The organism is Bradyrhizobium sp. AZCC 2230 (assembly GCF_036924495.1).
GTDB classification, from domain to species: Bacteria; Pseudomonadota; Alphaproteobacteria; order Rhizobiales; family Xanthobacteraceae; genus Bradyrhizobium; species Bradyrhizobium rifense.
On sequence record NZ_JAZHRS010000001.1, the window covers coordinates 7,473,292 to 7,494,227 of the forward strand.

A 20,936-nucleotide genomic window follows, 5' to 3' on the forward strand; every position below is an offset into this window, starting at 1 on the left:
TCTCGAAATGAATTTAACGAATGGCCTCGGCGGGCCTCGGCGCGCCGCGCCTGACAGCCCATACAATAAGTATACCGCCGACGATAAGCATCGGGATCGACAGCAGCATGCCCATGGTTAATCCGCCCCAGAGGAAGCCGAGCTGGACGTCCGGCTCGCGAAAATGCTCCCCGGCGATGCGGGTCAGGCCATAGATCAGGATGAAGGCGCCGAGGATCATGCCGGGTCGCTTCAACGCGCCGAGGCGGATCGCGATCGCGAGCACCGCGAATAGCAGAACGCCCTCCATGCCGGCTTCATAGAGCTGGCTGGGGTGGCGGGGCAGGTGTGTGGGATCGTTGGGGAAGATCATGGCCCAGGGCAGGCTTGCATCGGTGGCGCGGCCCCACAATTCGCCGTTGATGAAATTGGCGATGCGCCCGAGCAATAGCCCGATCGGGGCGACTGCGGTCGTGATGTCGCCGAGCGACAGGATCGAGATGCCGTTGCGATAGGCAAACCACATCACGGCGACGACACAGCCGAGGAAGCCCCCGTGGAACGACATGCCGCCCTCCCACAGCCGGAAGATCGCGGTGGGATGATCGATGAAGAAGGGCAAATTGTAGAACAGCACGTAGCCGGTGCGGCCACCCAGGATGATGCCGAGCGTGACCCAGAGAATGAAGTCGTCGATCTGCACCAGCGACATCGGCGCGGGCCCGCCCCACAGCCGCTCGTTCTTCAGCAGCGAGCGCGCGTAGAGCCAGCCGATGACGATGCCGCCGATATAGGCCAGCGCGTACCAGCGGATGGCGAACGGCCCGATCGCGACCGCGATCGGGTTGAAGGACGGAAAGTCGATGAGCAGAAAGGGCATCGCGCCTTGCTTCTAGAGAGTGATGGGCAAGCTGCCGCCCCGACGGAGCTGCGCCCCCTCTCCCGCTTGCGGGGGAGGGTCGGGGAGGGGGTATCTCCGCGATCGAGACAATCTCCGTGAGGAGAGAACCCCCACCCGGCGCTTCGCGCCGACCTCCCCCGCAAGCGGGAGAGGTGCACCGAGTTCGCGGATAGACTGATCCATTCTGCTCACACAAGATTGCGGCGGTAGAGCGCCAGCAGGCGCTCCCAATGCCGTTCGGCAGCGTCGCGGTCATAGACCGGACGCTTGGGAAAGGCGAAGCCGTGATGGGTGCCGGGATAGATCTCGACCTCGGCTTTGGCACCACTCATGCCCTGCTTGACCTTCTCGATGATCTCGGTCGGCGCATAGATGTCGGTCTCGGCGCAGGCGAAATAGAGCTCGGCCTTGGTCTTACTTGCCGCGAGATGCGGGCTGTCGTCCTGGTCCGTCGCAAGCTGGGTGCCGTAGACCGAGGCGGCCGCCTTGACGCGATCGGGGAAATGCGTGGCGGCGTTGACGGCGTAGCGGCCGCTCATGCAATAGCCGACGGTGCCGATGATTTTGGTGTTCGCGGCCGTCTGGCCTTCGGCATAGGTGAGCAGTGCGCGCGTGTCGTCCATGATCATGGGAATCGTGAGCGAGCCCATCAGCGCGAACATGCGCTTGCGCTCCGGCGCGTTCGGATCGGCCGGCAGCGCACCGAGCTCCATTACGCCCGAGCGGTAATAGAGGTTCGGCAGCATCACGTAATAGCCTGCGGTGGCGAGCCGGCGCGCCATGTCGCGCAGCTCTTCGCGGATCGCGGGCGCGTCCATGTAGAACAGGATGACCGGGAACGGTCCGCCGCGCTCGGGATGGACGATGAAGGTGGCGGTGTGGCCGTCCTTGGTGGGAATTGCGATCTGCTGCTCGATCATGTCTTGCGTTCCGCCTTGTGATTCTTGTTATGCAGGGACGTTGAATACGATTGCAAGGAAACCGGGGCATGACAAGGATACCGCCGCGCGGCCCTTGAACCGGCCTCCGCGGATTGCCATTGTCTTATCCGCTGTTCGCGCAAAGTTTATCGCAGGCCGCCAAAAGACCGATCAGGAGACCGACATGACGCAGACCACCAACCGGTTTTTCGACGAGATCGGCCGCTTGATGAACGACGCCGCCGGCGCGGCCCAGGGCGCCAAGCGTGAGTTCGACACGGTGCTGCGCAACCAGGCCGAAAAATTCCTGCGCGACATGGACCTGGTCAAGCGCGAGGAGTTCGAGGTCGTCAAGGACATGGCCCGCCTCGCCCGCGAGGAGAACGAGGCCCTGAAGGCCCGCATCGCGGCGCTGGAAGCCAAGCTCGGCGGGTAGGGGTCCTCTTACCCTCCCCTGGAGGGGAGGGTCGCAGCGTATGGAGCGCAGCGGAATGCGCTGCGGGGTGGGGTGATCTCTCCACTCGGGCACCGCTTCAATGGATGGACCGTCACCCCACCCCGGCGCTACGCGCCGACCCTGCCCCTCCAGGGGAGGGTGGGGAACTCGCCCCCACAGCCCATTCTCCTTGTCATTTCTGCATCTTCCGGGTAAAAGCCCGGCAGTTCGTGGCCCCCGCACCCCTGGAGGCTTGCTGCGAATGATGCCATGGGCCGCGCTGCGGCCCATTAACTTTTGCAAAAACAAGGACTTAGACTATGGCGACGACCGTCAAGGAATTGAAGGCGACCGCACGTCCGAAGAGCGGCAAGGGGGCCGCCCGGGCTGAGCGTCGCGCCGGGAAAGTGCCCGGAGTGATCTATGGTAACAAGCAGCCCCCGCTCCCGATTTCGGTTGATGATCGCGAACTGCGCACGCGCATCCTCGCCGGCCGGTTCCTGACCACGCTGGTCGACATCGACCTCGAAGGCCAGAAGCACCGCGTGATTCCGCGCGACTACCACCTCGATCCGGTCAAGGACTTCCCGATCCATGTCGACTTCATGCGGCTCGGCGAAGGCGCCACCATCCGCATCAGCGTGCCTCTGCACGTGGTGAAGGCGGAAGGTTCGCCCGGCGTGAAGCGCGGCGGCGCTGTCAACATCGTCGCCCACGCGATCGAGCTCGAGTGCGGTGTCGAGAACATTCCGCAGTTCATCGAGGTTGACGTCGGCTCGCTCGAAATCGGTCACTCGCTGCATCTGTCGGACGTAAAGCTGCCGGCCGGCGTGAAGGCGCTGACCTCCGCGGACGCGACCCTCGTCACCATCGTGCCGCCGTCCGGCTACGCCGAAGAGCAGAAGGCCGCGGCTGCGGCTGCTGCTGGTGGCGCGGCTCCGGCGGCTGGTGCAGCTGCTCCGGCGGCAGGTGCTGCTCCGGCTGCGGGTGCAGCTGCTCCGGCGGCAGCTGCCAAGGCTCCTGCTGCCAAGGCTCCGGCCGGCGGCGACAAGAAGAAGTAATCTCTCATAGCTGGCGCGCGGTCTCTGATCGCGCGCCGAGCCAGGGGCGCGCCGCGTCATGCGACTCTTTGTTGGGCTCGGCAATCCCGGCGCGAAATACGCACGTAACCGGCACAATATCGGCTTCATGGCCGTCGACGAGATTGCGCGGCGTCATGGTTTCGCACCATGGCGCCGTCGCTTTCAGGGCGAGACCTCGGAAGGCACGCTCGGCACTGAGCGCGTGATCCTGCTCAAGCCGACGACCTATATGAACGATTCCGGCCGCAGCGTTCAGGAGGCGGCGAGCTTCTTCAAGATCGCGCCGGGCGACACCACGGTGTTTCACGACGAGCTCGAACTGCCGCCGGGCAAAGTGCGGGTGAAGATCGGCGGCGGCATCGCCGGGCATAATGGCTTGCGCTCGATCTCGGCCCATATCGGCAACGAGTACCGCCGGGTCCGGCTCGGCATCGGTCATCCCGGCGTCAAGGAGATGGTGCACGGCCATGTGCTGTCGGACTTCGCCAAGACCGACAACGACTGGGTGACGACGCTCTGCGATGCGGTGGCCGAGCATGCCGCACTGATCGTCAAAGGCACGGACGCGACCTTCGCCAACAGGGTGCATCTCGCGATGCAGGCGAAGGGATTTTTGACCAAGGACGAGAACGGCAAGGAATAACGCTCGTGGGATTCAAATGCGGAATCGTCGGATTGCCCAATGTCGGCAAGTCGACCTTGTTCAATGCGCTGACCGAGACGGCCGCGGCGCAGGCCGCGAACTATCCGTTCTGCACCATCGAGCCGAATGTCGGCGAGGTCGCGGTGCCCGATCCGCGGCTCGACAAGCTGTCGGCGATCGCCAAATCGGCCCAGATCATTCCGACCCGGCTGACCTTCGTCGACATCGCGGGCCTCGTGCGCGGCGCCTCCAAGGGTGAAGGCCTCGGCAACCAGTTCCTGGCCAACATCCGCGAGGTCGACGCCATCGCGCATGTCGTGCGCTGCTTCGAGGATTCCGACATCACCCATGTCGAGGGCAAGATCGCGCCGCTCGCCGACATCGAGACCATCGAGACCGAGTTGATGCTCGCCGACCTCGACAGCCTCGAGAAGCGCGTCGACAACCTCAGCAAGAAGGCCAAGGGCAACGACAAGGACGCCAAGGAGCAGCTCGACCTCGTCAACCGCACGCTGGTGCTGTTGCGCGAAGGCAAGCCCGCGCGCCTTGTCGAGCGCAAGGCCGAGGAGGAGCGTGCCTTCGGCATGCTTGGCCTGCTGTCGTCGAAGCCCGTGCTCTATGTCTGCAACGTCGAGGAAGGCTCGGCTGCGACCGGCAATTCGTTCTCGCAGGCGGTGCAGGACCAGGCTGCCAAGGAAGGCGCCATCGCCGTCGTCATCTCAGCGAAGATCGAATCCGAGATCGCCACCATCTCGCGCGACGAGCGCGCCGACTTCCTGGAAACGCTGGGCCTCGAAGAGGCCGGCCTCGATCGCCTGATCCGCGCCGGCTACACGTTGCTCGACCTCATCACCTATTTCACGGTGGGCCCGAAGGAAGCGCGCGCCTGGACCATCTATCGCGGCACCAAGGCACCGGGCGCTGCCGGTGTGATCCACACCGACTTCGAAAAAGGCTTCATCCGCGCCGAGACCATTGCGTATGAGGATTACGTCGCGCTGAACGGTGAAGCCGGCGCCCGCGATGCCGGCAAGCTGCGCCTCGAAGGCAAGGAATACGTCGTCGCCGACGGCGACGTGATGCATTTCCGGTTCAATACGTAAGATCTTTCCTCCTCGTCATTGCGAGCGAAGCGAAGCAATCCAGACTGTTTCCGCGGTGACAGTCTGGATTGCTTCGTCGCCAGCGCAAAATTGCTTCGCAATTTTGTCGCGGGCTCCTCGCAATGACGAGCTACCGCACCCCGCCGCCCTGATCCCGGATCGCGCCGAGATGCTCGTTGATGCGGAACACGATCAGGATTAATTCCGCGGCGATGCGCGAGAACACCACACCGACGACGACGCCCGCGATCGACTCCAGCACGACCAGGAAGCCGGCGAATGGGCTGATCGCCATCGCGGTGAGGCCGGCGAAGATTCCGGAGAGTCCGAACAGGCAGATCACGCCGATCACCAGCCAGTAGAAGGTCTTGATGATCGTCGGCGTGATGAAGCGGTCCCATTGAAACAGATCGCTGAATGAAAACATCTCTCTCCCCCGGGCAAATGGCGCCCCCGGCTGCGTCAATCCGACAATGAGGCAGGTCCGGCCCGACTCGCCGAATGTAGCACGAGCCATGCGGGCCGGCGGGTTGAGATTGCCGCAAAGTGCGGCCACAATCTGTCATTCACAAAGCATTCCCAAGATGACCCTGACCTTCGAAGATTTCCCGACCGGCCGGTATGGAACGTTCGGCCCGCGCCATGTCACCCGCGACGAGATCCTGGCTTTCGCCGCCGAGTTCGATCCGCAACCGATGCACCTGGACGAGGAGGCCGCCAGCAAAAGCATGCTGCGCGGCCTGTCCGGCTCGGGCTGGCACCTCTGCTCGCTGATGATGCGGATGATGGCCGACGGTTTTATTACCCGCGCCGCGTCGCTGGGATCTCCTGGCGTCGATGAGGTGCGCTGGTTGTCCCCGCTTCGGCCCGGCGACGACCTCATGCTCGACGTCGACGTCGTGGAGGCGCGGACCTCGAAGAGCAGGCCGAACCTCGGCATCGTCAAGTTCAAATGCACGATGCGTAACGCCAGGGGCGAAGCGTTGTGCGAGATGACCTCGCCGATCCTGATCGCGCGGCGCGCGGGGGCGGTCTGATGCCATTCTTCGAGGAGATCGAGATCGGCCATCGCCGCGAGATCGGCGCCTATACGTTCACGGCGGAGTCCATCAAGACGTTCGCCGCAAAGTTCGATCCGCAGCGCTTCCACCTCGACGAGGAGGAGGGCAAGAACTCGCTGTTCGGCGGGCTCGCCGCGTCCGGCTGGCATGTCGGCTCGGCCTGCATGAGCCTGCTTGTCGCGGACGGCCAGCGTCTGGCGCGGGAGGCCGCGGCGCGCGGCGAGGAGGTCGCGGTGTGGGGGCCGTCGCCGGGTTTTCGCGACCTGCGCTGGATCAAGCCGGTGCTGGCCGGCGACACCATCAGCTATGCGAACGCCGTCATCGACAAGCGTACCTCTGCCTCGCGCCCCGGCTGGGGCATCCTGACCGCCCGCACCACCGGCACCAACCAGCGCGGCGAGGAGGTCTATTCCATCACCGCTTCGGCCTTCGTGCCGATGCGGAAGGGCGCTTAGACCAGTTCCAGGATGAACGGCCGAAAACAACGCGCGAGTGTTGCCCGCGCGCTATGGACGCGATTCCAGGCCACTGCCATAAGCCTTTTCGAGATGGCGGGTCCCTGCGAAGCAGTTGCCGGAACCATCGAGTTGCTAACCAATTATGAACCTGTCGCTGTCTATTTGAACGAACTGGGCAGAGGACAGGGGACGAGAACAATGGCAGACCGCGGCGCACTCAAGCTGGTCGGATTTATCTTCGCTACCGCGACGCTGGCCGTGATGCTGGTGGCCGGCATGGTGGTGAAGGGTTACGCCGACGGCGCCTACACCCTGGAAGCCTCGAGCGTCGACGCGAGCCGTTAAGCGCTCGTTAACTCCGCGGGGCCACGAAGTGGCCTCCGCCCGGGGCCGCGAGGCGGCCTCCGGCCTCAGCGGCTATAGACGAACGCCAAGATCGCGATCGCAACCGCCAGCAGCCCGACAAAGCGCAGCATGATGGTCCCGAACTGGTTCGGCGCAGGCCGCAGCGGTATCGGGTCCGTGTTATCGGGCCGAATGCTTTCCATCTGAAATGTCCCCGAGCCCGGCCGCAAAGGCTGCGGGCGCTTGGCATTGGTCGCCGGGGATGGGTGGCGGGTTCAAGAGCGGCACCCGAAATCAAAACCGCCGCGCCCCTTGCGGAACGCGGCGGCTGGTGATGCTTGTACGAATGATCAGCTGTTGCGCAGGCCGTCGGCGGCGCGCTTCCACTGCGATACGTTGTCGGCGATCATGCGGGTCGACTTCATCGCGGCCTGGCTGAGCTGGGCGTAGCCCGAGATCTCGCGCTGGACGCGCTGGCCTTCGGCATGGAGCAGGTCGCGCAGGCTCTCGAGCTCGGAGATCAAATTTTCGATCTCGGCGAGCGAGGTGCCGGCAACGCGCTGGATCAGCGAGTTGACGTTGGTGACGGTGGCTTCCGCGCTCGGATCGAGTGGCGGCGCATCGGTGGTGGTGGCCGCGGCCGGCCGGCGCAGATACGCGATGTCGTTGCGGACGAAATCGCGGATGCCGGCTTCGACTTCCGTCACGGCGGCGAGGTTGGTGTCGACCGTCTCGGTCTCGGCGGTGGTCTCGGTCTTTTCCGGACGCATGGCGTTCATCGTTATTCCCCTATTCGCGTTGAGCGCAGCGCGAGTGTCCCCCGCACGACGACGTGTGTCAGGCCGGTGCATCAGGGCGTCCGATTTTGACCGGAACGGGGCCGAGTTGCGGCAAGGGCGGACCATTCGGGGGTTTTGCCGTGGCGTATGGTTACGACACTCTTAAAGAAGGCTCACCAGCTCTTCTTGAAGCCCGCGGTCAGGCTCTTGTTGATCGCGCCTTGCGAGGTTTCGCCGACGGAGCCCGAGACGGTGACGTTATCGAACAGCTTCTGCTCGGCGCCGAACTTGCGCAGCCATTTGTCGTCGTTGGTCGACATGGTCTGGCCGGCGGTGACGCTGGTGCCGGTGCCGGTGATCTCGACCTTGGCGGACTGCTCGGTCTCGTAATTGCGGCTGACGTGGCCGACGACGCCGGGCAGCGCCGTGCTGCCTTGCTGGTTGACGCTGTAGCCGTTCTGGAGCGTCAGCGAATAATCGGTCGACAGCGGCACCGATTTGGTCAGCGACGCCCCGAGCTTGCTCTGCTCGGCGCCGGGATCGACGCGGGCTTCGACCGCAGTCTTGTCCCAGACGGGGCCCGCGCCCGGCGCGGTCGCGGCCGCCCAGGCGCTGCCGGAGGATTGCGGCAGGTTGCCGCCATTGGCGGCCTTCTGCGCCATCAGCTCCGACATCGTGGTCGGCTCTTTCGCCACCGTCATGTCGGCGCCGATTCGAGTGTCCCAGAACGACGACACCGACTGCTTCACCTTCACCCCCGAGGAGCCGTTGGCATTGGCGTTGGTCGACCAGTCCATCCCGTCCCTGGCGGCGGCCTGCGCGCGCTTCTTGGCGGCGATGAGGTCGTTGAGCGTGCCGGCGTCGATGGCGAGCTGGCTCCAGTCGAGCTTGTCGACGTCGATACCCTTGAGCACGTCGGGGTCGTTGACATCGGCGGTCTCAGCGGCGTCGGCGTCCTCGTCAGGCGCAGTCGTGCCGGGGGGAGGGGAGAAGGGCGGGATGATCTGGGCTGAGGCCGCCAGCACCGAGCCGAAAATGAACGCAGCCGCCAGCGGCAGCCTGATCCAGCCAAAACCTGTCGTGAATTCCATTGCCTTGCCCGCAAGCCCAGTTCGCCCACAGGATGCGGCGCTATCGTTGCAAAATTGTGGCGCCCAGAATGACGAACCAACGGGCCGCGCGCAAAGCGCACGCGCCCGATGACGAGCATCTCCACGACGGCGTCCGGCGGGGCTGGAGGCCGGAACGCGTCGCGGGAGCATCAATCGATCGGTCCCGGATTGCGGAGCCCGTTGGTGTCCCCCTCAGCCGACGCTGGTCATCTTTGGCAGATGAATGGCGCGGCCGAGTGCCTGCTCGACCAGGTCGAAAGTATCGATCAGCACCCGCATGCTGATGAGCCGGTCCGCTTTGAACTGGGCGAACTGCGCCACGCGCAAGCTGATCGGCTTGTCGGAATCCAGCGCCGTCAGCGAATAGCGCAGCATCGAGGACGCGGAATCGACGCCCAGCATGATGCTCTCGCGCTCGAAGCGGCGGACGTGGAAATTGTCGGCGAGCTGGCGGATGACCTGGAGCACGGCCGCCTTGCCCTGGCGCGCGCCGAGGAACGGAAACATGTCGATCGGGCCATAGATCGCCCACTCGACGTCCTCGTCGATCAGGGCCTCGATGTCCTCGAAATGCCGGTCGTTGATCGCGCGGTGCAACGCACGCGAGAAACGCCAGAGGCTGTGCTCTGTCATTTTGGGGCGTCCTGAAACTGGCTTGCAGAAAAACGGAAAACAACCCCATGCACAGTAGGTGCTGTGGGTTGCTAATTCATTAGTACACAAACAAATAGGGCATTTCGGCCAAAACGCAATTCACATTTTTGCAATGCACAAGTGAGCGCGAAATGTGAGATTTACAATAGAACCCCGTAATTTTACTGGTGTTCGATCAGTCTTGGCTCCGCGCCGGTTCCGCTGCGGGGGCCCGCTCGATCGCAATCGCGTCGTCGCGCATGGCGAGCAGGCCGAACAACAGCGCGCCGCCGACCCCGCCGATGGCCGCCCCGAGCGGAATGAAGGTGAAGAACACCAGCATGCCGCTATAGCCTTCGAAGCTCGTGGTCTGCGCGATCTCGACCCAGGCGAGCCCGGCCCCGATGCCGAGCGCGGCTCCGCCCAACGCCCCCAGGAACAGCCCCAAGATTGCAAGCAACGCGACTTTCATCGGCATCCATACCCAGCCGGCGTGCACGACGCCAAGGGATTGGGTCTGGGAAACGGCGAGGGAGGTTCAACGGGCTTTCTTCACCCAAGCAAGCGCTGGAACCGGGAGCGACCCAGGCCCGTTGAGACGGCGACACCGGATCCGGAGACATCGATCATGAAATCCCCGCTCATCGCCGTCACTGCCGCACTGCTCATGCTGGGCGCGACCTCCGCCGCCAACGCCAAGGGCTGCATCAAGGGCGCCGTCGTCGGCGGTGTCGCCGGCCATTATGCCGGCCATCACGGCGTGCTCGGCGCCGCCGCCGGCTGCCTCTACGGCCGCCACCATGCCAAGGAGCAGGACAAGCAGCAGCAACAGCAGAGCCAGGTGAACGGGCAGGGCAAGCTGTAAGCATTACTCTATCGGCGTTGGCGGTCTGCTCCCTCGCCCCGTTCTCACGGGGAGAGGGTTGGGGTGAGGGGTTCTCTCCACGGATGAGATGGTGGAGAGACCTGTACCCCCTCACCCGAAATCCGCGAAGCGCGGATTTCGACTTCTCCCCGCAAGCGGGGCGAGGTGACCATCACCGCGTGAGCCAGCTCACATCTCGCTTTTGACATCGCGGCTAACATCATCCGCCTGTCATCAGGGAGACGTGCCATGGCCGTCACCGCCGCCGCAAGAAAGTCCCGCCTGCGCAATGCGCTCGAAGGCTTTGCGCTGACCGCGATCCTGCAGAGCTTCCCGACCTTCGCCGCCGCGGCGCTGCTGCTCAAACTGTGCGGCAACCACGATCTCGTCGGCGACCCCGGCGTCGCCATCTTCGTCGGCTTCGCTTCGCTGGTTCATGCGACCGTTGCGGTCACGCTCGGGTCGAGCTTTCCCGCCTTCTGCAAGACCGTCTACGAACCAAAATTCTTCGATTGCACGCTGTCGCTCTCCGACAAGATCACCGAATGGCGCACCCACCCGGTCGCCTCGCTCCAACTCGTGACCATCGTGTTGCTGCTGTCGGTGATGGCGGTGGTGACGGCGAGCGTGGGGTGAGGGAGCGGCTTGTTACGTGAAGTCAATTTGACGTCCGAGTTCGAGGCCAAAGCCGCTTATTCAATGGCTAGCCCAGATAGCGCTCCTTGTTGTGCCATCTAAGTAAATCCAAGTCCGGCCGATCCACAATGTTGTCCGGGAGTCTCAACGAGCGGCCGTGCAATCGAAGATACTCTTCGCCGTTGTTGAAGATTTCCTTCACCTTGTTGCTGACGGCAAAGGTGAGATCTTCCCTGATAGTCACATAGCCGGCGTCGAACACCGAATGGATATCTTTCCGCAATAAGATGCCATTCGACTTCGCATGGTGCCCTCCCTCTGAATACGGCTTTATATGTGCAGCGTCTAAGGCAGGAAGGACCTTGCCATTCGTGATTGCGCATTGCCTGCCATACGCCTCAGTGACCGCTACTCTAAATGCGCCTTGTCCAAGTCGCGGCGTAATCAAGGTGGGAGCACCGAAACGTGCTTGTTCATGAGACGGGAATCCTGCGACGTTGGTCGTCGCGGCCAGTCTTGCCGAATCTAGGAGGTGATCCCAAAGTTGCCGACCTTCGATGTCCTCTGTTGAGTAGCGTTTTCCACGCTGAATGCTTGAGGACCATGATGCTGGGAGGTCAAACCAAAGATGCTCGGGCAGGAATACAGGCTCAACCAAGACGGTAGCGCCAATATTGGTTGAAGGGGCGACGGCCACGTTGGGTCGCAGCCGAGCAATGGTGTTGCGCAATGCCTCTAAGGAGAAAACACCGTTTGCCCTGCCAAACGTTTCCCAAGCCATCTGAATTGGGAGAGAAGAGTGGCTGCTAAAGACGCCGAAGCCACCCACCTTGTTGCGTGGGCTCTTCAAACGAAAGACAAGAAGCTCGCCTGGATGAAGCGCCTTGAAGCCCTGTTCGCCCGGCGACCAAAAATTGACCTCTGGCAAACTTCCTTCAGAGGAGAGGAAGTCAAACCATGAATTGTCCGTGTTGGCGATGAAAAGGTTGATCATGCATGCCCCCTGTCAGCATAATCACAAGGGGTTGTTGTCTGCCAGTGCCCCTACCTCTTCTTCCACCCACCCCTGTGCCCCGGCATCCCGCCCGTCGACTTCGGCGCGGGCCCGAACTCCGGCCCCGACTGCCGCGAATCCGTCGGCTGGATGATCCGGCTGTTTCCGCCGAACGGCTTTGACGGCAGCGTCTGGCTCTCGCGATAGGGCAACGACTCCGGCCCATGCATCTCGTCGAGATGCGGCTTGTGCACCTTCGAGCCGCTGCCGGCGGCTCCACCGCCGCTCGCCTTCAGCGCCGAGCTCACGGTCTTTTTCTTCATGGCGCTGACGGGCAGGTTGGCGGCGTCGCCGTATTTCTTCGCTCCCGCATAGGCGCCGGCCTTGCCTGTAACGGTACGCTGCTTGACGGTGGGGTCGTCGACCACCGCGAGCTCGGTGGCGCGCAGGCGCTTGACTTCGTCGCGCAGGCGGGCGGCTTCCTCGAAGTTCAGATCGGCTGCCGCTTCGCGCATGCGGGTTTCGAGATCGGCGAGCACGGCTTCAAAGTTGTGGCCGATCGAGATGACGTCGTCGGTCATGTCGTGACCGCCGACCTCGACCAGCACGTGGTCGCGCTCGTAGACGGAGTTGAGGATGTCGCCGATGTTCTTCTTCACGCTCGCCGGCGTGATGCCGTGCTCCGTGTTGTACTCGACCTGTTTTTCGCGGCGGCGGTTGGTCTCGGCGATGGCGCGCTCCATCGAGCCCGTCATCTGGTCCGCATAGAGGATCACCTTGCCGTCGACGTTGCGCGCGGCGCGGCCGATGGTCTGGATCAAGGATGTTTCGCTGCGCAGAAAACCTTCCTTGTCGGCATCGAGAATGGCAACCAGCGCGCATTCGGGAATGTCGAGGCCTTCGCGCAAGAGGTTGATGCCGACCAGCGCGTCGAAGGCGCCGAGACGCAAATCGCGGATGATCTCGATGCGCTCGATGGTGTCGATGTCAGAGTGCATGTAGCGCACGCGAATGCCCTGCTCGTGCAGATATTCGGTGAGGTCCTCCGCCATGCGCTTTGTCAGCACGGTGATCAGCGAGCGATAGCCGGCCTGCGCCGTGGCGCGCACCTCGCCGACGAGATCGTCGACCTGGGTGCGGGCAGGACGGATATTAACGGGCGGATCGATCAAGCCGGTCGGGCGAATGACCTGCTCGACGAACACGCCGCCGCTCTCGTTCAGCTCCCAGGCACTCGGCGTCGCCGACACCGCGACCGTCTGAGGCCGCATCATGTCCCATTCCTCGAAGCGCAGCGGCCGATTGTCCATGCAGGAGGGGAGACGGAAGCCGTATTCCGCCAGCGTCGCCTTGCGGCGGAAGTCGCCGCGGAACATGCCGCCGATCTGCGGCACGGTGACGTGGCTTTCGTCGGCGAACACCAGCGCGTTGTCGGGGACATATTCGAACAGCGTCGGCGGCGGCTCGCCGGGCAGGCGCCCGGTGAGGTAGCGCGAATAGTTTTCGATGCCAGCGCAGCTGCCCGTCGCCTCCATCATCTCGAGATCGAAGGTGGTGCGCTGTTCCAGCCGTTGCGCCTCCAGCAGGCGGCCCTGGTCGTGCAGCTGGTCGAGCCGCATCTTCAATTCGGACTTGATCGACTTGATCGCCTGCACCAGCGTCGGGCGCGGCGTCACGTAGTGCGAATTGGCGTACATCTTGATGAATTCGAGCTCGTCCTGCTTGTGGCCGGTGAGTGGATCGAATTCCTCGATGGTCTCGATGGTGTCGCCGAACAAATTGACGCGCCAGGCGCGGTCTTCATAGTGGGCCGGGAAGATGTCGATGACGTCGCCGCGCACGCGAAACGTGCCGCGGGTGAAATCGGCTTGGGTGCGCTTGTACTGGAGCGCGACGAGGTCGGCGATGAGCTGGCGCTGGTCGATGCGCTCGCCCTTCTTCAGCGCAAAGGTCATCGCGGTGTAGGTCTCGACCGAGCCGATACCGTAGATGCAGGACACCGACGCGACGATGATGACGTCGTCGCGTTCGAGCAGCGCGCGCGTCGCCGAGTGGCGCATGCGGTCGATCTGCTCGTTGATCGAGGAGTCCTTCTCGATATAGGTGTCGGTGCGCGGGACATACGCTTCCGGCTGGTAGTAGTCGTAATACGAGACGAAATACTCGACCGCGTTGTCGGGGAAGAAGCTTTTGAACTCGCCGTAGAGCTGGGCGGCGAGCGTCTTGTTCGGCGCCAGGATGATGGCGGGCCGCTGCGTCGCCTCGATCACCTTGGCCATGGTGTAGGTCTTGCCCGAGCCGGTGACGCCGAGCAGCACCTGCGAACGGTCGTTGCGCTGGATGCCCTCGACGAGCTCGGCGATCGCGGTCGGCTGGTCGCCGCGCGGCTCGTATTCCGACTTGATCTCGAAGCGCACGCCGCCTTCGGACTTTTCCGGGCGCGGCGGGCGATGCGGGGTCCACACTTTCGTGGAGCCGTCATCCCTGCGGAACTCCGGCCGGCCCTCGCGGATCAGCGACTCCAGTGCCTCGGCGGTCGCCTTGACGCCGAGCGCCTCCATCTTGTTGCGCGGCGGACGCGCCAGCGCCTCGGCGTCGTCCTCCTCGGTGGGAAGGCCGAGCTGGCGGGCCAGTTCGGGATCGAGCGTCGGGATGGTCGCCGCTGTTCCGTAATTGGCCTGCGGCGCCTCTTCAAACGCACCAGCCTCTCCGCTCCCTCCCCCCTTGCGGGGGAGGGCCGGGGAGAGGGGTAAGCCACGAGTCGCGCTGCCCGATGCACTATCCTGCGGAAACTGCTTTTGAAGGTCTTTGGGCGTCGAGGCGCGCGCCCGATGCGCGGCGGCCTCGCCTCCGGCGCGGCGGTCGCGCGAATTGTCCGGCGGCGGCTGCAGCCCGGTGCCCGATCCAAGCCCGGCATCGCCGCGATTGATCGCGGGATTGAGCAGTTCGGCCAGCGCCGGCCCGATCGGCTGCACATCAGGCCGATGGGCCTTCGAGTTAGGTGCTTTGGATTTCGGGGATTTGGGGGGAGCAGGTTTCTTCGCCATGCCCGGAATATGGGACGAGTCCGCCGCCCAGAAAAGGGTGAAAGTCCGTCCCGTGCGCAGGCTGCTGACAGCAGGTTGGCAGCAGGCCCTGGTTCAGTGATCTTGCGACTATGCCGCCGACAGCGGTCCGTCGCCGTCCACGACCGTCAGGCGCGGTTCGAGGATGTCGAGATAGATCCCGCCGCAATCGGTGCAGCGCATGGTCCAGTACTCGCACCCGGCGCGGCCGCCGATCACGCGGAGCACCGTGAGATCGCCGTCGCATTCCGGGCATTTCGCCAGCACCTTGCGCGAATAGATTCTCGGCTGCGGAGCGTCTTCGAAGTCGATGACTGACATGAACCGGTGTCCCCCTGTTACGCCGCGCTGTCGATGGGTCTATTCGTCGTCGCTGTCGTCGGCACGGCGGCGGAAGCGATCGATGTGATGCTTGGCGTCCGCGATCGCGGCGTCGGGATCGGGCCAGGCGAAGCCGACTTCCATGGCCGGAAACAGCACGCCGTCGATGGCAACCGGGCTGAAATCGGCGCGCCGGATCCGGGCGTGCCACAGTCCCTTGCCAGCTTCGAAGGATTCGATGTCAAAGCCGTCGTAGAGGGTCGTCATTGGTAGTCCCCAAATACTCTCTTGTCGGAGGGTTAGAGGACCACATTTGCCGATTTCGAAATGTGAAGTCGTTCACAAGCAGCCGGCTTTTTCACCCGAAAGGGTGATGGAAACTCGTTTCCGCGCAGTTGGTGCGCTCCCTCTCCCGCTTGCGGGGGAGGGCGGGGGTGGGGGTGTCGCCGCAAGCGATAGCCTCAATGTGGAGAGAGCCCCCACCCGGCGCTTCGCGCCGACCTCCCCCGCAAGCGGGAGAGGTGGACCGACTTCTCGGCCCGCACCGAATTCAACCAAGATTCATCTTGAGCGCTCAGTTCCGAGCCGAAGTCCGTCCGACCCGCCGCGGCCGGGCTGCGGGTTCCGCCGCGGAACGCATGATCCAGCGGCGGAACGCGGCAAAATCGCGGTGCTCGGTCTGAAAGCTGCGGTAGAGCAGGTACCAGCGCATGCCCTTGGGCACCGAGAGGTCGAACGGCGCGATCAGACGTCCGGCGGCGAGGTCGTCGTCGATATAGGGCCGGATGCCCATGGCGATGCCGAGTCCGTCGGCGGCGGCCTGAAGCGCCTGGCCGTAGAACTGGAACTCCGGCCCGCGCGCGTTGATGCGGGGCAGGCCGGCGGCTTTCAGCCAGATCGGCCAGTCCTCGGTTGAATGGGTGACGCGGATCAGGCTCGGGCCCTTGAGATCGGCCGGGCGCTTGAGGCCGGAGGCGAGACGGGGCACGCAGACCGGCGTGAGGTCGCCGGCGAACAGCGGCTCGGCCACCAGCCCCGGCCAGTCGCCGGTGCCGAGCTTGATGCCGCAGCTCCAGTCCTCGCCGAACGGCACCTCGGCGCCTCCGGTGGTGAAGCGAACCTCGATGTCGGGCTCCTCGCTGCGAAACTCCGACAGCCGCGGGATCAGCCAGCGCATCGCAAACGTATGTCCGACACCGATGGTGAGCACGCGGACGCCGGACGGCGCCGTCACCTGCGCGGTGAGGCTTGCGAGCGCATCGAAGATCGGCGTCAGCCCGCTCTGATAGGCGCGGCCTGCCTGCGTCAGCACCAGCTTGTTGGCCTTGCGCTCGAACAGCGCGACGCCGAGCCGCTCTTCCAGCAGATGCACCATGCGGCTGACGGCGGCCGCCGACACGCTCAGCTCGATGCCGGCCGCGGCAAAGCTGCCGGTGCGCGCCGCCGCCTCGAATGCCTTGATGCCGTTGAGAAAGAGCAGCCGCCGCAAATGCAAGACCCTCAGGAAAGCTGATGCCAGGCCAAGATAACTCAGTTGCGCCGACGCGGCAAGCGAGGCACAAACATCAGCGTAATTCATGCTGATTTGTTGCGGCGGAGGCGGTGCTCTTCGCCTCTCCCCGCGTGCGGGGAGAGGCCGGAATTTGCGAGAGCAAATTCCGGGTGAGGGGGACTCTCCGCGAGTCCAACTACCACGGTGATTGCGGATGCGGCCCCTCACCCCACCCTCTCCCCGTAAGAACGGGCGAGGGAGTGAAACAGCGTTGCGTCCCTTACCTTGCCGTATCCACCACCGGAGACCTCGTGACATCAATCATGATCGCTGCCCTTGGATTGCTGATGGTCGGCACCGCGTTCCTGTCGGGGCTGTTCGGCATGGCGGGCGGGCTGATCCTGATCGGCGTGCTGCTGGCCTTGATGCCGCTGCCGACCGCGATGGTGCTGCATGCGATCACGCAGATGGCCTCGAATGGCTGGCGCGCGCTGCTGTGACGCGCACATATCCGCTGGCGGCCGGTCGCGAACTACATGGTCGGCGCTGCCATCGCGCTGGCGGCCTGGTCGCTCACCCGCTACGTGCCGGACAAGCCGATGGCGCTGCTGCTGCTCGGCGCCACGCCGTTCATGGCACGGCTGCTGCCGGCGAATATCAAGCCCGATCCGGACCGCCTCTGGCAGGGCACCGTCTATGGCACGATCTGCATGGGCCTGATGCTGATGACCGGCGTCTCCGGCCCGCTGCTCGACACTTTCTTCCTGGGCGGCGATTTCGGCCGGCGCGAGAAGGTCGCGACGAAGGCGATGTGCCAGCTCGTCAGCCATTTCACAAAACTGATCTATTTCGGCGGAATCATCGACCAGGCCGCCACGCTCGATCCCGTGCTCGCGGGCGTCGCGATCGCAGCCTCGATGCTTGGGACCACGCTGGCGCGGCGCCTGCTCGAAGCCATGACCGACCAGCAGTTCATCGCCTGGTCGAACAAGCTGATCACTACCATCGCCTGCTACTACATCGCCTATGGCGGCTGGCTGCTGGTTCGTACGGAGGTCGCGGCTGCCTTCGACAAGGGAGGTTTGCAATGAGCTGTAAGGCCGACCCGCTGGTGCTGGATTTCGTCGAATGGATCGCGCGCGAGCCGCGCGCCTATGCCGAGGTGATCTCGATCTGGAAAACCTCGTGCCCGCGCCTCACCATCTGGGAGGACGCCGCCGACCGCGGTTTTGTCGCGCGCGAGACGCTGCCTGGCATCGGGCTGATCATCGCGATGACGGAAGACGGCGAAAGGCTGCTGCGAACCAACGGGCGGTGATACGCTCTTCTGCCTCAACAACGTCATTGCGAGCGCAAGCGAAGCAATCCAGAATGTCTCCGCAGCGGCAGACTGGATTGCTTCGCTGCGCTCGCAATGACGGAACCCACCATGTCGCTCAAACTCTACGAACTCGTCGGCACCGATGCCTCGCGCCCCTTCAGCCCGTATTGCTGGCGCACGCGGATGGCGCTGGCGCATAAGGGGCTGACGGCGGAATCGCTGCCCTGGCGATTCACCGAGAAGAGCACGATCGCGCCGCATGGCTCGGAAAAGGTGCCGGTGCTGTTGCATCACGACAGGCCGGTGGTGGATTCCTGGGCGATCGCGAATTATCTCGAAGACCATTTTCCGGATCGGCCGTCGCTGTTCGGCGGCGAGGGCGGCCGCGCCATGGCGCGCATGCTCAATGCGTGGGGCGACATCGCGATCGTCGGCGGCATTTTTCCCCTGATCATCGCCGACATTCCGAAGAACCTGGCCGAGGTTGATGCCGCCTATTTCCGCCAGTCGCGCGAGGCGCGTTTCGGCGGCAAGAGCCTCGAAGAGATCATGTCCAGCCGCGACACCGGCGTGGTCGCATTCCGCAAATCGCTCGAAGTGATGCGGCAGACGCTGAAGAAGCAGCCCTTCATCGGCGGCAGCGCGCCGAACTATGCCGACTACATCGTGTTCGGCGGCTTCCAGTGGGCGCGCGCGGTGAGCCCGTTCAGGCTGCTGGAAGCGGATGATCCGGTTTACGCCTGGCGCGAAAAGCTGCTCGATGCGTTTGACGGCATGGCGCGGACATCGCCGGGGCATCCAGTCTAAGCTTCGTAGCCCGGATGGAGCGCAGCGAAATCCGGGGCCGGTGCCTGCGGAACGACTCCCGGATTACGCTTGCGCTCCATCCGGGCTACGCGCCGCCGCCGCCGCCTTCCGCAAACACTCCCGGCACAGGCAATCCTCGCCCTTGATCGGCATCGGCAGCTTTGCCGTCTCCTCCGCGCACCAGCACTTGCCCGAGAGGTCGCAGCCGAATTCGGTGCCGCATCGGGAACAGGCGAGGCGGCGCGGGGCCGGTTGCGTGAGCTCGATTTCTTTCGGATTTGTCATGATTTGCGAAAAAACCTGGCCGTCATTTTCATGTCGGGTTCATCTCCGGCTGCGGTATATTAGGCGTCGCGCACAGACCAGGGAAGCGGTTGGCACCGCGCGGAGGACAAATCGATGGCCCGCGATTCGCAAGCCGCCCTCGTCGCGCTGAACCGCTTCGGCTTCGGCGCCCGCGGCGGGGCCTCCGGCGATCTCATCAATGCGGCCTCCGATCCCCGGGGTTTTGTGAAAGCGGAACTGGCGCGTCCCTATGGCACGGTGCTGGAGGCGCCGGGCCTGCAATCGACGCCGCAGCTCGGCCAGGCCGCGTTCGCCTATCAGGACCAGGTCAAGCAGGCGCGCGAGGCGGCCAAGGCTGGTACGCAAACCGAAGCGCCGGCGCCGCAGACGCCTGCCGACCCGAAGCCCGATAATCAATTGCGGCGCAATCTCTCGCTCAACACGGTGATGACCGAGATCGCAGGCCAGATGGCCGAGGCCAAACCTGCTGCCGACAACAAGCCCACTGATACGACGATGAAGCCTGACGGCATGCAGCCCAATGCCGTCGCGCCGGCTGCTGCAAAGCAGGCGCCGCAGCCGCTCAACGTGATCCAGAAGACCTTTCGCGCAGAGGCCTTGGCGCGGTTGCAGCGCGCGATGATGGTCGATTGCGGCTTCACCGAGCGTCTGGTCGTGTTCTGGTCCAACCATTTCTGCATCTCCGCGAGCAAGGGCGAGCTGGCGCGAATGTGGGCCGGCGCGTTCGAGCGCGAGGCGATCCGCCCGCATGTGCTCGGGCGCTTCGCCGATATGCTCAAGGCGGTCGAGCAGCATCCGGCGATGCTTTTCTTTCTCGACAACCAGCAATCGCTGGGACCGGATTCACGCGCGGGCCAGAACCGCAAGCGCGGGCTGAACGAAAATCTCGCGCGCGAGATCATGGAGCTGCATACGCTCGGCGTCGGCGGCGGCTATACGCAGGAGGACGTCACCTCGCTCGCGCGGATCATCACGGGCTGGACCTTCGCCGGCCGGCAGGGCCAGCTCGGCGCGCCCGGCTCGTTCGCCTTCAATGCCAATGCGCACCAGCCCGGGCCGCAACAGCTGCTCGGCAAGACTTATGAAGCGACCGGCCTGGCGCAGGGCGAGGCCGCGCTCGCCGACATTGCGCGCCATCCCTCGACCGCGAATTTCATCGCCATCAAATTCGTCCGGCATTTCGTTGCCGACGATCCGCCGCCCGCGCTGGTTGCGCGGTTGCGCGATGTCTTCATCAAGACCGACGGCGATCTGAAGGCGCTTGCCACAGCTTTGGTCGATTCCAATGAGGCCTGGCAGGCGCCGCTGACCAAGATGCGCTCGCCTTACGATTTCCTGGTCGCGAGCGGCCGGCTGCTGGCGCGCGTGCCGGAGGATCCCGGTGGTTATCTCGGCAATCTGAACCTGCTCGGCCAGCCCTTGTGGACACCGGCCGGACCGAACGGTTTCCCCGACACGTCCGCGGCCTGGGCCGCGCCCGAAGGCATGAAGCTCCGGCTCGACATCGCCTCGCAGATGGGCGCGCGGCTCGGGCCCAACATCGATCCGCTCGACTTGCTGGAATTCGCTGCGGCCGATGCGGCGTCAACCGAGACGCGCAAAACCATCGAGCGCGCGGAATCGCGCCAGCAGGCGCTGGCGCTGCTCCTGATGTCGCCGGAAATGCAGAGGAGATGA

General features: G+C 64.3%; 26 protein-coding genes and 1 pseudogene. 13 read left to right on the forward strand and 14 right to left on the reverse strand.

Annotated elements, in window-relative coordinates; genetic code table 11:
- Positions 1–13: 13 nt before the first annotated feature.
- Together lgt and V1280_RS35695 are read right to left on the reverse strand one after the other, a co-directional pair.
- The gene (gene lgt, locus V1280_RS35690) at positions 14–859 is read right to left on the reverse strand and encodes a prolipoprotein diacylglyceryl transferase (protein ID WP_334535343.1); all 846 of its coding nucleotides are present in this window, start codon (positions 857–859) and stop codon (positions 14–16) included.
- 209 nt (positions 860–1,068) lie between these two features.
- On the reverse strand, positions 1,069–1,800 hold the full coding sequence (locus tag V1280_RS35695; protein WP_334535344.1) for a dienelactone hydrolase family protein: 732 nt from the start codon (positions 1,798–1,800) through the stop codon (positions 1,069–1,071).
- Positions 1,801–1,984: 184 nt separating this feature from the next.
- Here V1280_RS35695 and V1280_RS35700 point away from each other — a divergent pair, with 184 nt between their 5' ends.
- The 4 genes from V1280_RS35700 (at position 1,985) to ychF (ending at position 5,064) form a co-directional block, all read left to right on the forward strand.
- The gene (locus V1280_RS35700) at positions 1,985–2,236 is read left to right on the forward strand and encodes an accessory factor UbiK family protein (protein WP_148777675.1); all 252 of its coding nucleotides are present in this window, start codon (positions 1,985–1,987) and stop codon (positions 2,234–2,236) included.
- A 320-nt stretch (positions 2,237–2,556) separates the two neighbouring features.
- Positions 2,557–3,297 (forward strand): 50S ribosomal protein L25/general stress protein Ctc, encoded by a 741-nt coding sequence (locus tag V1280_RS35705; RefSeq protein ID WP_334535345.1) that lies wholly within the window; start codon positions 2,557–2,559, stop codon positions 3,295–3,297.
- 58 nt (positions 3,298–3,355) lie between these two features.
- Positions 3,356–3,961: an aminoacyl-tRNA hydrolase gene (gene pth, locus V1280_RS35710; RefSeq protein WP_334535346.1), complete on the forward strand. Its 606-nt coding sequence runs from the start codon at positions 3,356–3,358 to the stop codon at positions 3,959–3,961.
- Positions 3,962–3,966: 5 nt separating this feature from the next.
- Positions 3,967–5,064 (forward strand): redox-regulated ATPase YchF, encoded by a 1,098-nt coding sequence (gene ychF / locus V1280_RS35715; protein WP_334535347.1) that lies wholly within the window; start codon positions 3,967–3,969, stop codon positions 5,062–5,064.
- 130 nt (positions 5,065–5,194) lie between these two features.
- On the opposite strand, the gene V1280_RS35720 is transcribed toward ychF, so the two are convergent.
- Complete coding sequence (locus V1280_RS35720; protein ID WP_027534247.1) at positions 5,195–5,491, reverse strand: DUF4282 domain-containing protein; 297 nt, start codon at positions 5,489–5,491, stop codon at positions 5,195–5,197.
- A 157-nt stretch (positions 5,492–5,648) separates the two neighbouring features.
- Here V1280_RS35720 and V1280_RS35725 point away from each other — a divergent pair, with 157 nt between their 5' ends.
- From V1280_RS35725 to V1280_RS35735, 3 genes are all read left to right on the forward strand, one after another.
- Positions 5,649–6,101 carry a MaoC family dehydratase gene (locus tag V1280_RS35725; protein WP_334535348.1) on the forward strand — a complete coding sequence of 151 codons (453 nt, stop codon included), beginning with the start codon at positions 5,649–5,651 and terminating at the stop codon, positions 6,099–6,101.
- The gene (locus V1280_RS35730; RefSeq protein ID WP_334535349.1) at positions 6,101–6,580 is read left to right on the forward strand and encodes a MaoC family dehydratase; all 480 of its coding nucleotides are present in this window, start codon (positions 6,101–6,103) and stop codon (positions 6,578–6,580) included. The genes V1280_RS35725 and V1280_RS35730 overlap by 1 nt, the downstream gene beginning before the upstream one ends.
- 201 nt (positions 6,581–6,781) lie before the next feature.
- On the forward strand, positions 6,782–6,928 hold the full coding sequence (locus tag V1280_RS35735; protein WP_027534250.1) for a hypothetical protein: 147 nt from the start codon (positions 6,782–6,784) through the stop codon (positions 6,926–6,928).
- Positions 6,929–6,993: 65 nt separating this feature from the next.
- On the opposite strand, the gene V1280_RS35740 is transcribed toward V1280_RS35735, so the two are convergent.
- The 5 genes from V1280_RS35740 to V1280_RS35760 form a co-directional block, all read right to left on the reverse strand.
- On the reverse strand, positions 6,994–7,131 hold the full coding sequence (locus V1280_RS35740; protein WP_187437467.1) for a hypothetical protein: 138 nt from the start codon (positions 7,129–7,131) through the stop codon (positions 6,994–6,996).
- Between the two features lie 147 nt (positions 7,132–7,278).
- Positions 7,279–7,707 carry a hypothetical protein gene (locus tag V1280_RS35745; RefSeq protein ID WP_334535350.1) on the reverse strand — a complete coding sequence of 143 codons (429 nt, stop codon included), beginning with the start codon at positions 7,705–7,707 and terminating at the stop codon, positions 7,279–7,281.
- A gap of 173 nt (positions 7,708–7,880) precedes the next feature.
- Positions 7,881–8,798 carry a hypothetical protein gene (locus V1280_RS35750; protein ID WP_334535351.1) on the reverse strand — a complete coding sequence of 306 codons (918 nt, stop codon included), beginning with the start codon at positions 8,796–8,798 and terminating at the stop codon, positions 7,881–7,883.
- A gap of 213 nt (positions 8,799–9,011) precedes the next feature.
- On the reverse strand, positions 9,012–9,452 hold the full coding sequence (locus tag V1280_RS35755) for a nuclear transport factor 2 family protein (protein ID WP_334535352.1): 441 nt from the start codon (positions 9,450–9,452) through the stop codon (positions 9,012–9,014).
- Positions 9,453–9,648: 196 nt separating this feature from the next.
- Positions 9,649–9,924 carry a hypothetical protein gene (locus V1280_RS35760; RefSeq protein ID WP_334538493.1) on the reverse strand — a complete coding sequence of 92 codons (276 nt, stop codon included), beginning with the start codon at positions 9,922–9,924 and terminating at the stop codon, positions 9,649–9,651.
- A 156-nt stretch (positions 9,925–10,080) separates the two neighbouring features.
- On the opposite strand from V1280_RS35760, the gene V1280_RS35765 reads away from it, so the two are divergent.
- A complete protein-coding gene (locus V1280_RS35765) occupies positions 10,081–10,317 on the forward strand; it encodes a hypothetical protein (protein ID WP_334535353.1) in 237 nt (78 codons plus the stop codon).
- A 249-nt stretch (positions 10,318–10,566) separates the two neighbouring features.
- Positions 10,567–10,953, forward strand: a complete 387-nt coding sequence (locus V1280_RS35770; protein ID WP_334535354.1) for a hypothetical protein — start codon at positions 10,567–10,569, stop codon at positions 10,951–10,953.
- A 67-nt stretch (positions 10,954–11,020) separates the two neighbouring features.
- On the opposite strand, the gene V1280_RS35775 is transcribed toward V1280_RS35770, so the two are convergent.
- The 5 genes from V1280_RS35775 to V1280_RS35795 all read right to left on the reverse strand — a co-directional run bounded on the left by V1280_RS35775 (position 11,021) and on the right by V1280_RS35795 (position 16,822).
- On the reverse strand, positions 11,021–11,947 hold the full coding sequence (locus V1280_RS35775; protein WP_334535355.1) for an HNH endonuclease: 927 nt from the start codon (positions 11,945–11,947) through the stop codon (positions 11,021–11,023).
- 50 nt (positions 11,948–11,997) lie between these two features.
- Positions 11,998–14,994, reverse strand: coding sequence for an excinuclease ABC subunit UvrB (gene uvrB, locus V1280_RS35780; protein ID WP_334535356.1), 2,997 nt, complete (start codon positions 14,992–14,994; stop codon positions 11,998–12,000).
- Between the two features lie 108 nt (positions 14,995–15,102).
- Positions 15,103–15,333, reverse strand: coding sequence for a hypothetical protein (locus tag V1280_RS35785; protein ID WP_334535357.1), 231 nt, complete (start codon positions 15,331–15,333; stop codon positions 15,103–15,105).
- A gap of 39 nt (positions 15,334–15,372) precedes the next feature.
- Complete coding sequence (locus tag V1280_RS35790) at positions 15,373–15,600, reverse strand: hypothetical protein (protein ID WP_027534256.1); 228 nt, start codon at positions 15,598–15,600, stop codon at positions 15,373–15,375.
- 307 nt (positions 15,601–15,907) lie between these two features.
- A complete protein-coding gene (locus V1280_RS35795) occupies positions 15,908–16,822 on the reverse strand; it encodes a LysR substrate-binding domain-containing protein (RefSeq protein ID WP_334535358.1) in 915 nt (304 codons plus the stop codon).
- Positions 16,823–17,136: 314 nt separating this feature from the next.
- On the opposite strand from V1280_RS35795, the pseudogene V1280_RS35800 reads away from it, so the two are divergent.
- From V1280_RS35800 to V1280_RS35810, 3 genes and pseudogenes are all read left to right on the forward strand, one after another.
- Positions 17,137–17,916, forward strand: a pseudogene (locus V1280_RS35800) (TSUP family transporter).
- Entirely contained in the window at positions 17,913–18,143 is a 231-nt protein-coding gene (locus tag V1280_RS35805) for a hypothetical protein (RefSeq protein WP_334535359.1), read from the forward strand. The pseudogene V1280_RS35800 and the gene V1280_RS35805 overlap by 4 nt, the downstream one beginning before the upstream one ends.
- A 111-nt stretch (positions 18,144–18,254) precedes the next feature.
- Positions 18,255–18,953 carry a glutathione S-transferase family protein gene (locus tag V1280_RS35810; protein ID WP_334535360.1) on the forward strand — a complete coding sequence of 233 codons (699 nt, stop codon included), beginning with the start codon at positions 18,255–18,257 and terminating at the stop codon, positions 18,951–18,953.
- Positions 18,954–19,016: 63 nt separating this feature from the next.
- On the opposite strand, the gene V1280_RS35815 is transcribed toward V1280_RS35810, so the two are convergent.
- On the reverse strand, positions 19,017–19,238 hold the full coding sequence (locus V1280_RS35815) for a cysteine-rich CWC family protein (RefSeq protein ID WP_334535361.1): 222 nt from the start codon (positions 19,236–19,238) through the stop codon (positions 19,017–19,019).
- A 114-nt stretch (positions 19,239–19,352) separates the two neighbouring features.
- On the opposite strand from V1280_RS35815, the gene V1280_RS35820 reads away from it, so the two are divergent.
- Complete coding sequence (locus V1280_RS35820; protein ID WP_334535362.1) at positions 19,353–20,936, forward strand: DUF1800 domain-containing protein; 1,584 nt, start codon at positions 19,353–19,355, stop codon at positions 20,934–20,936.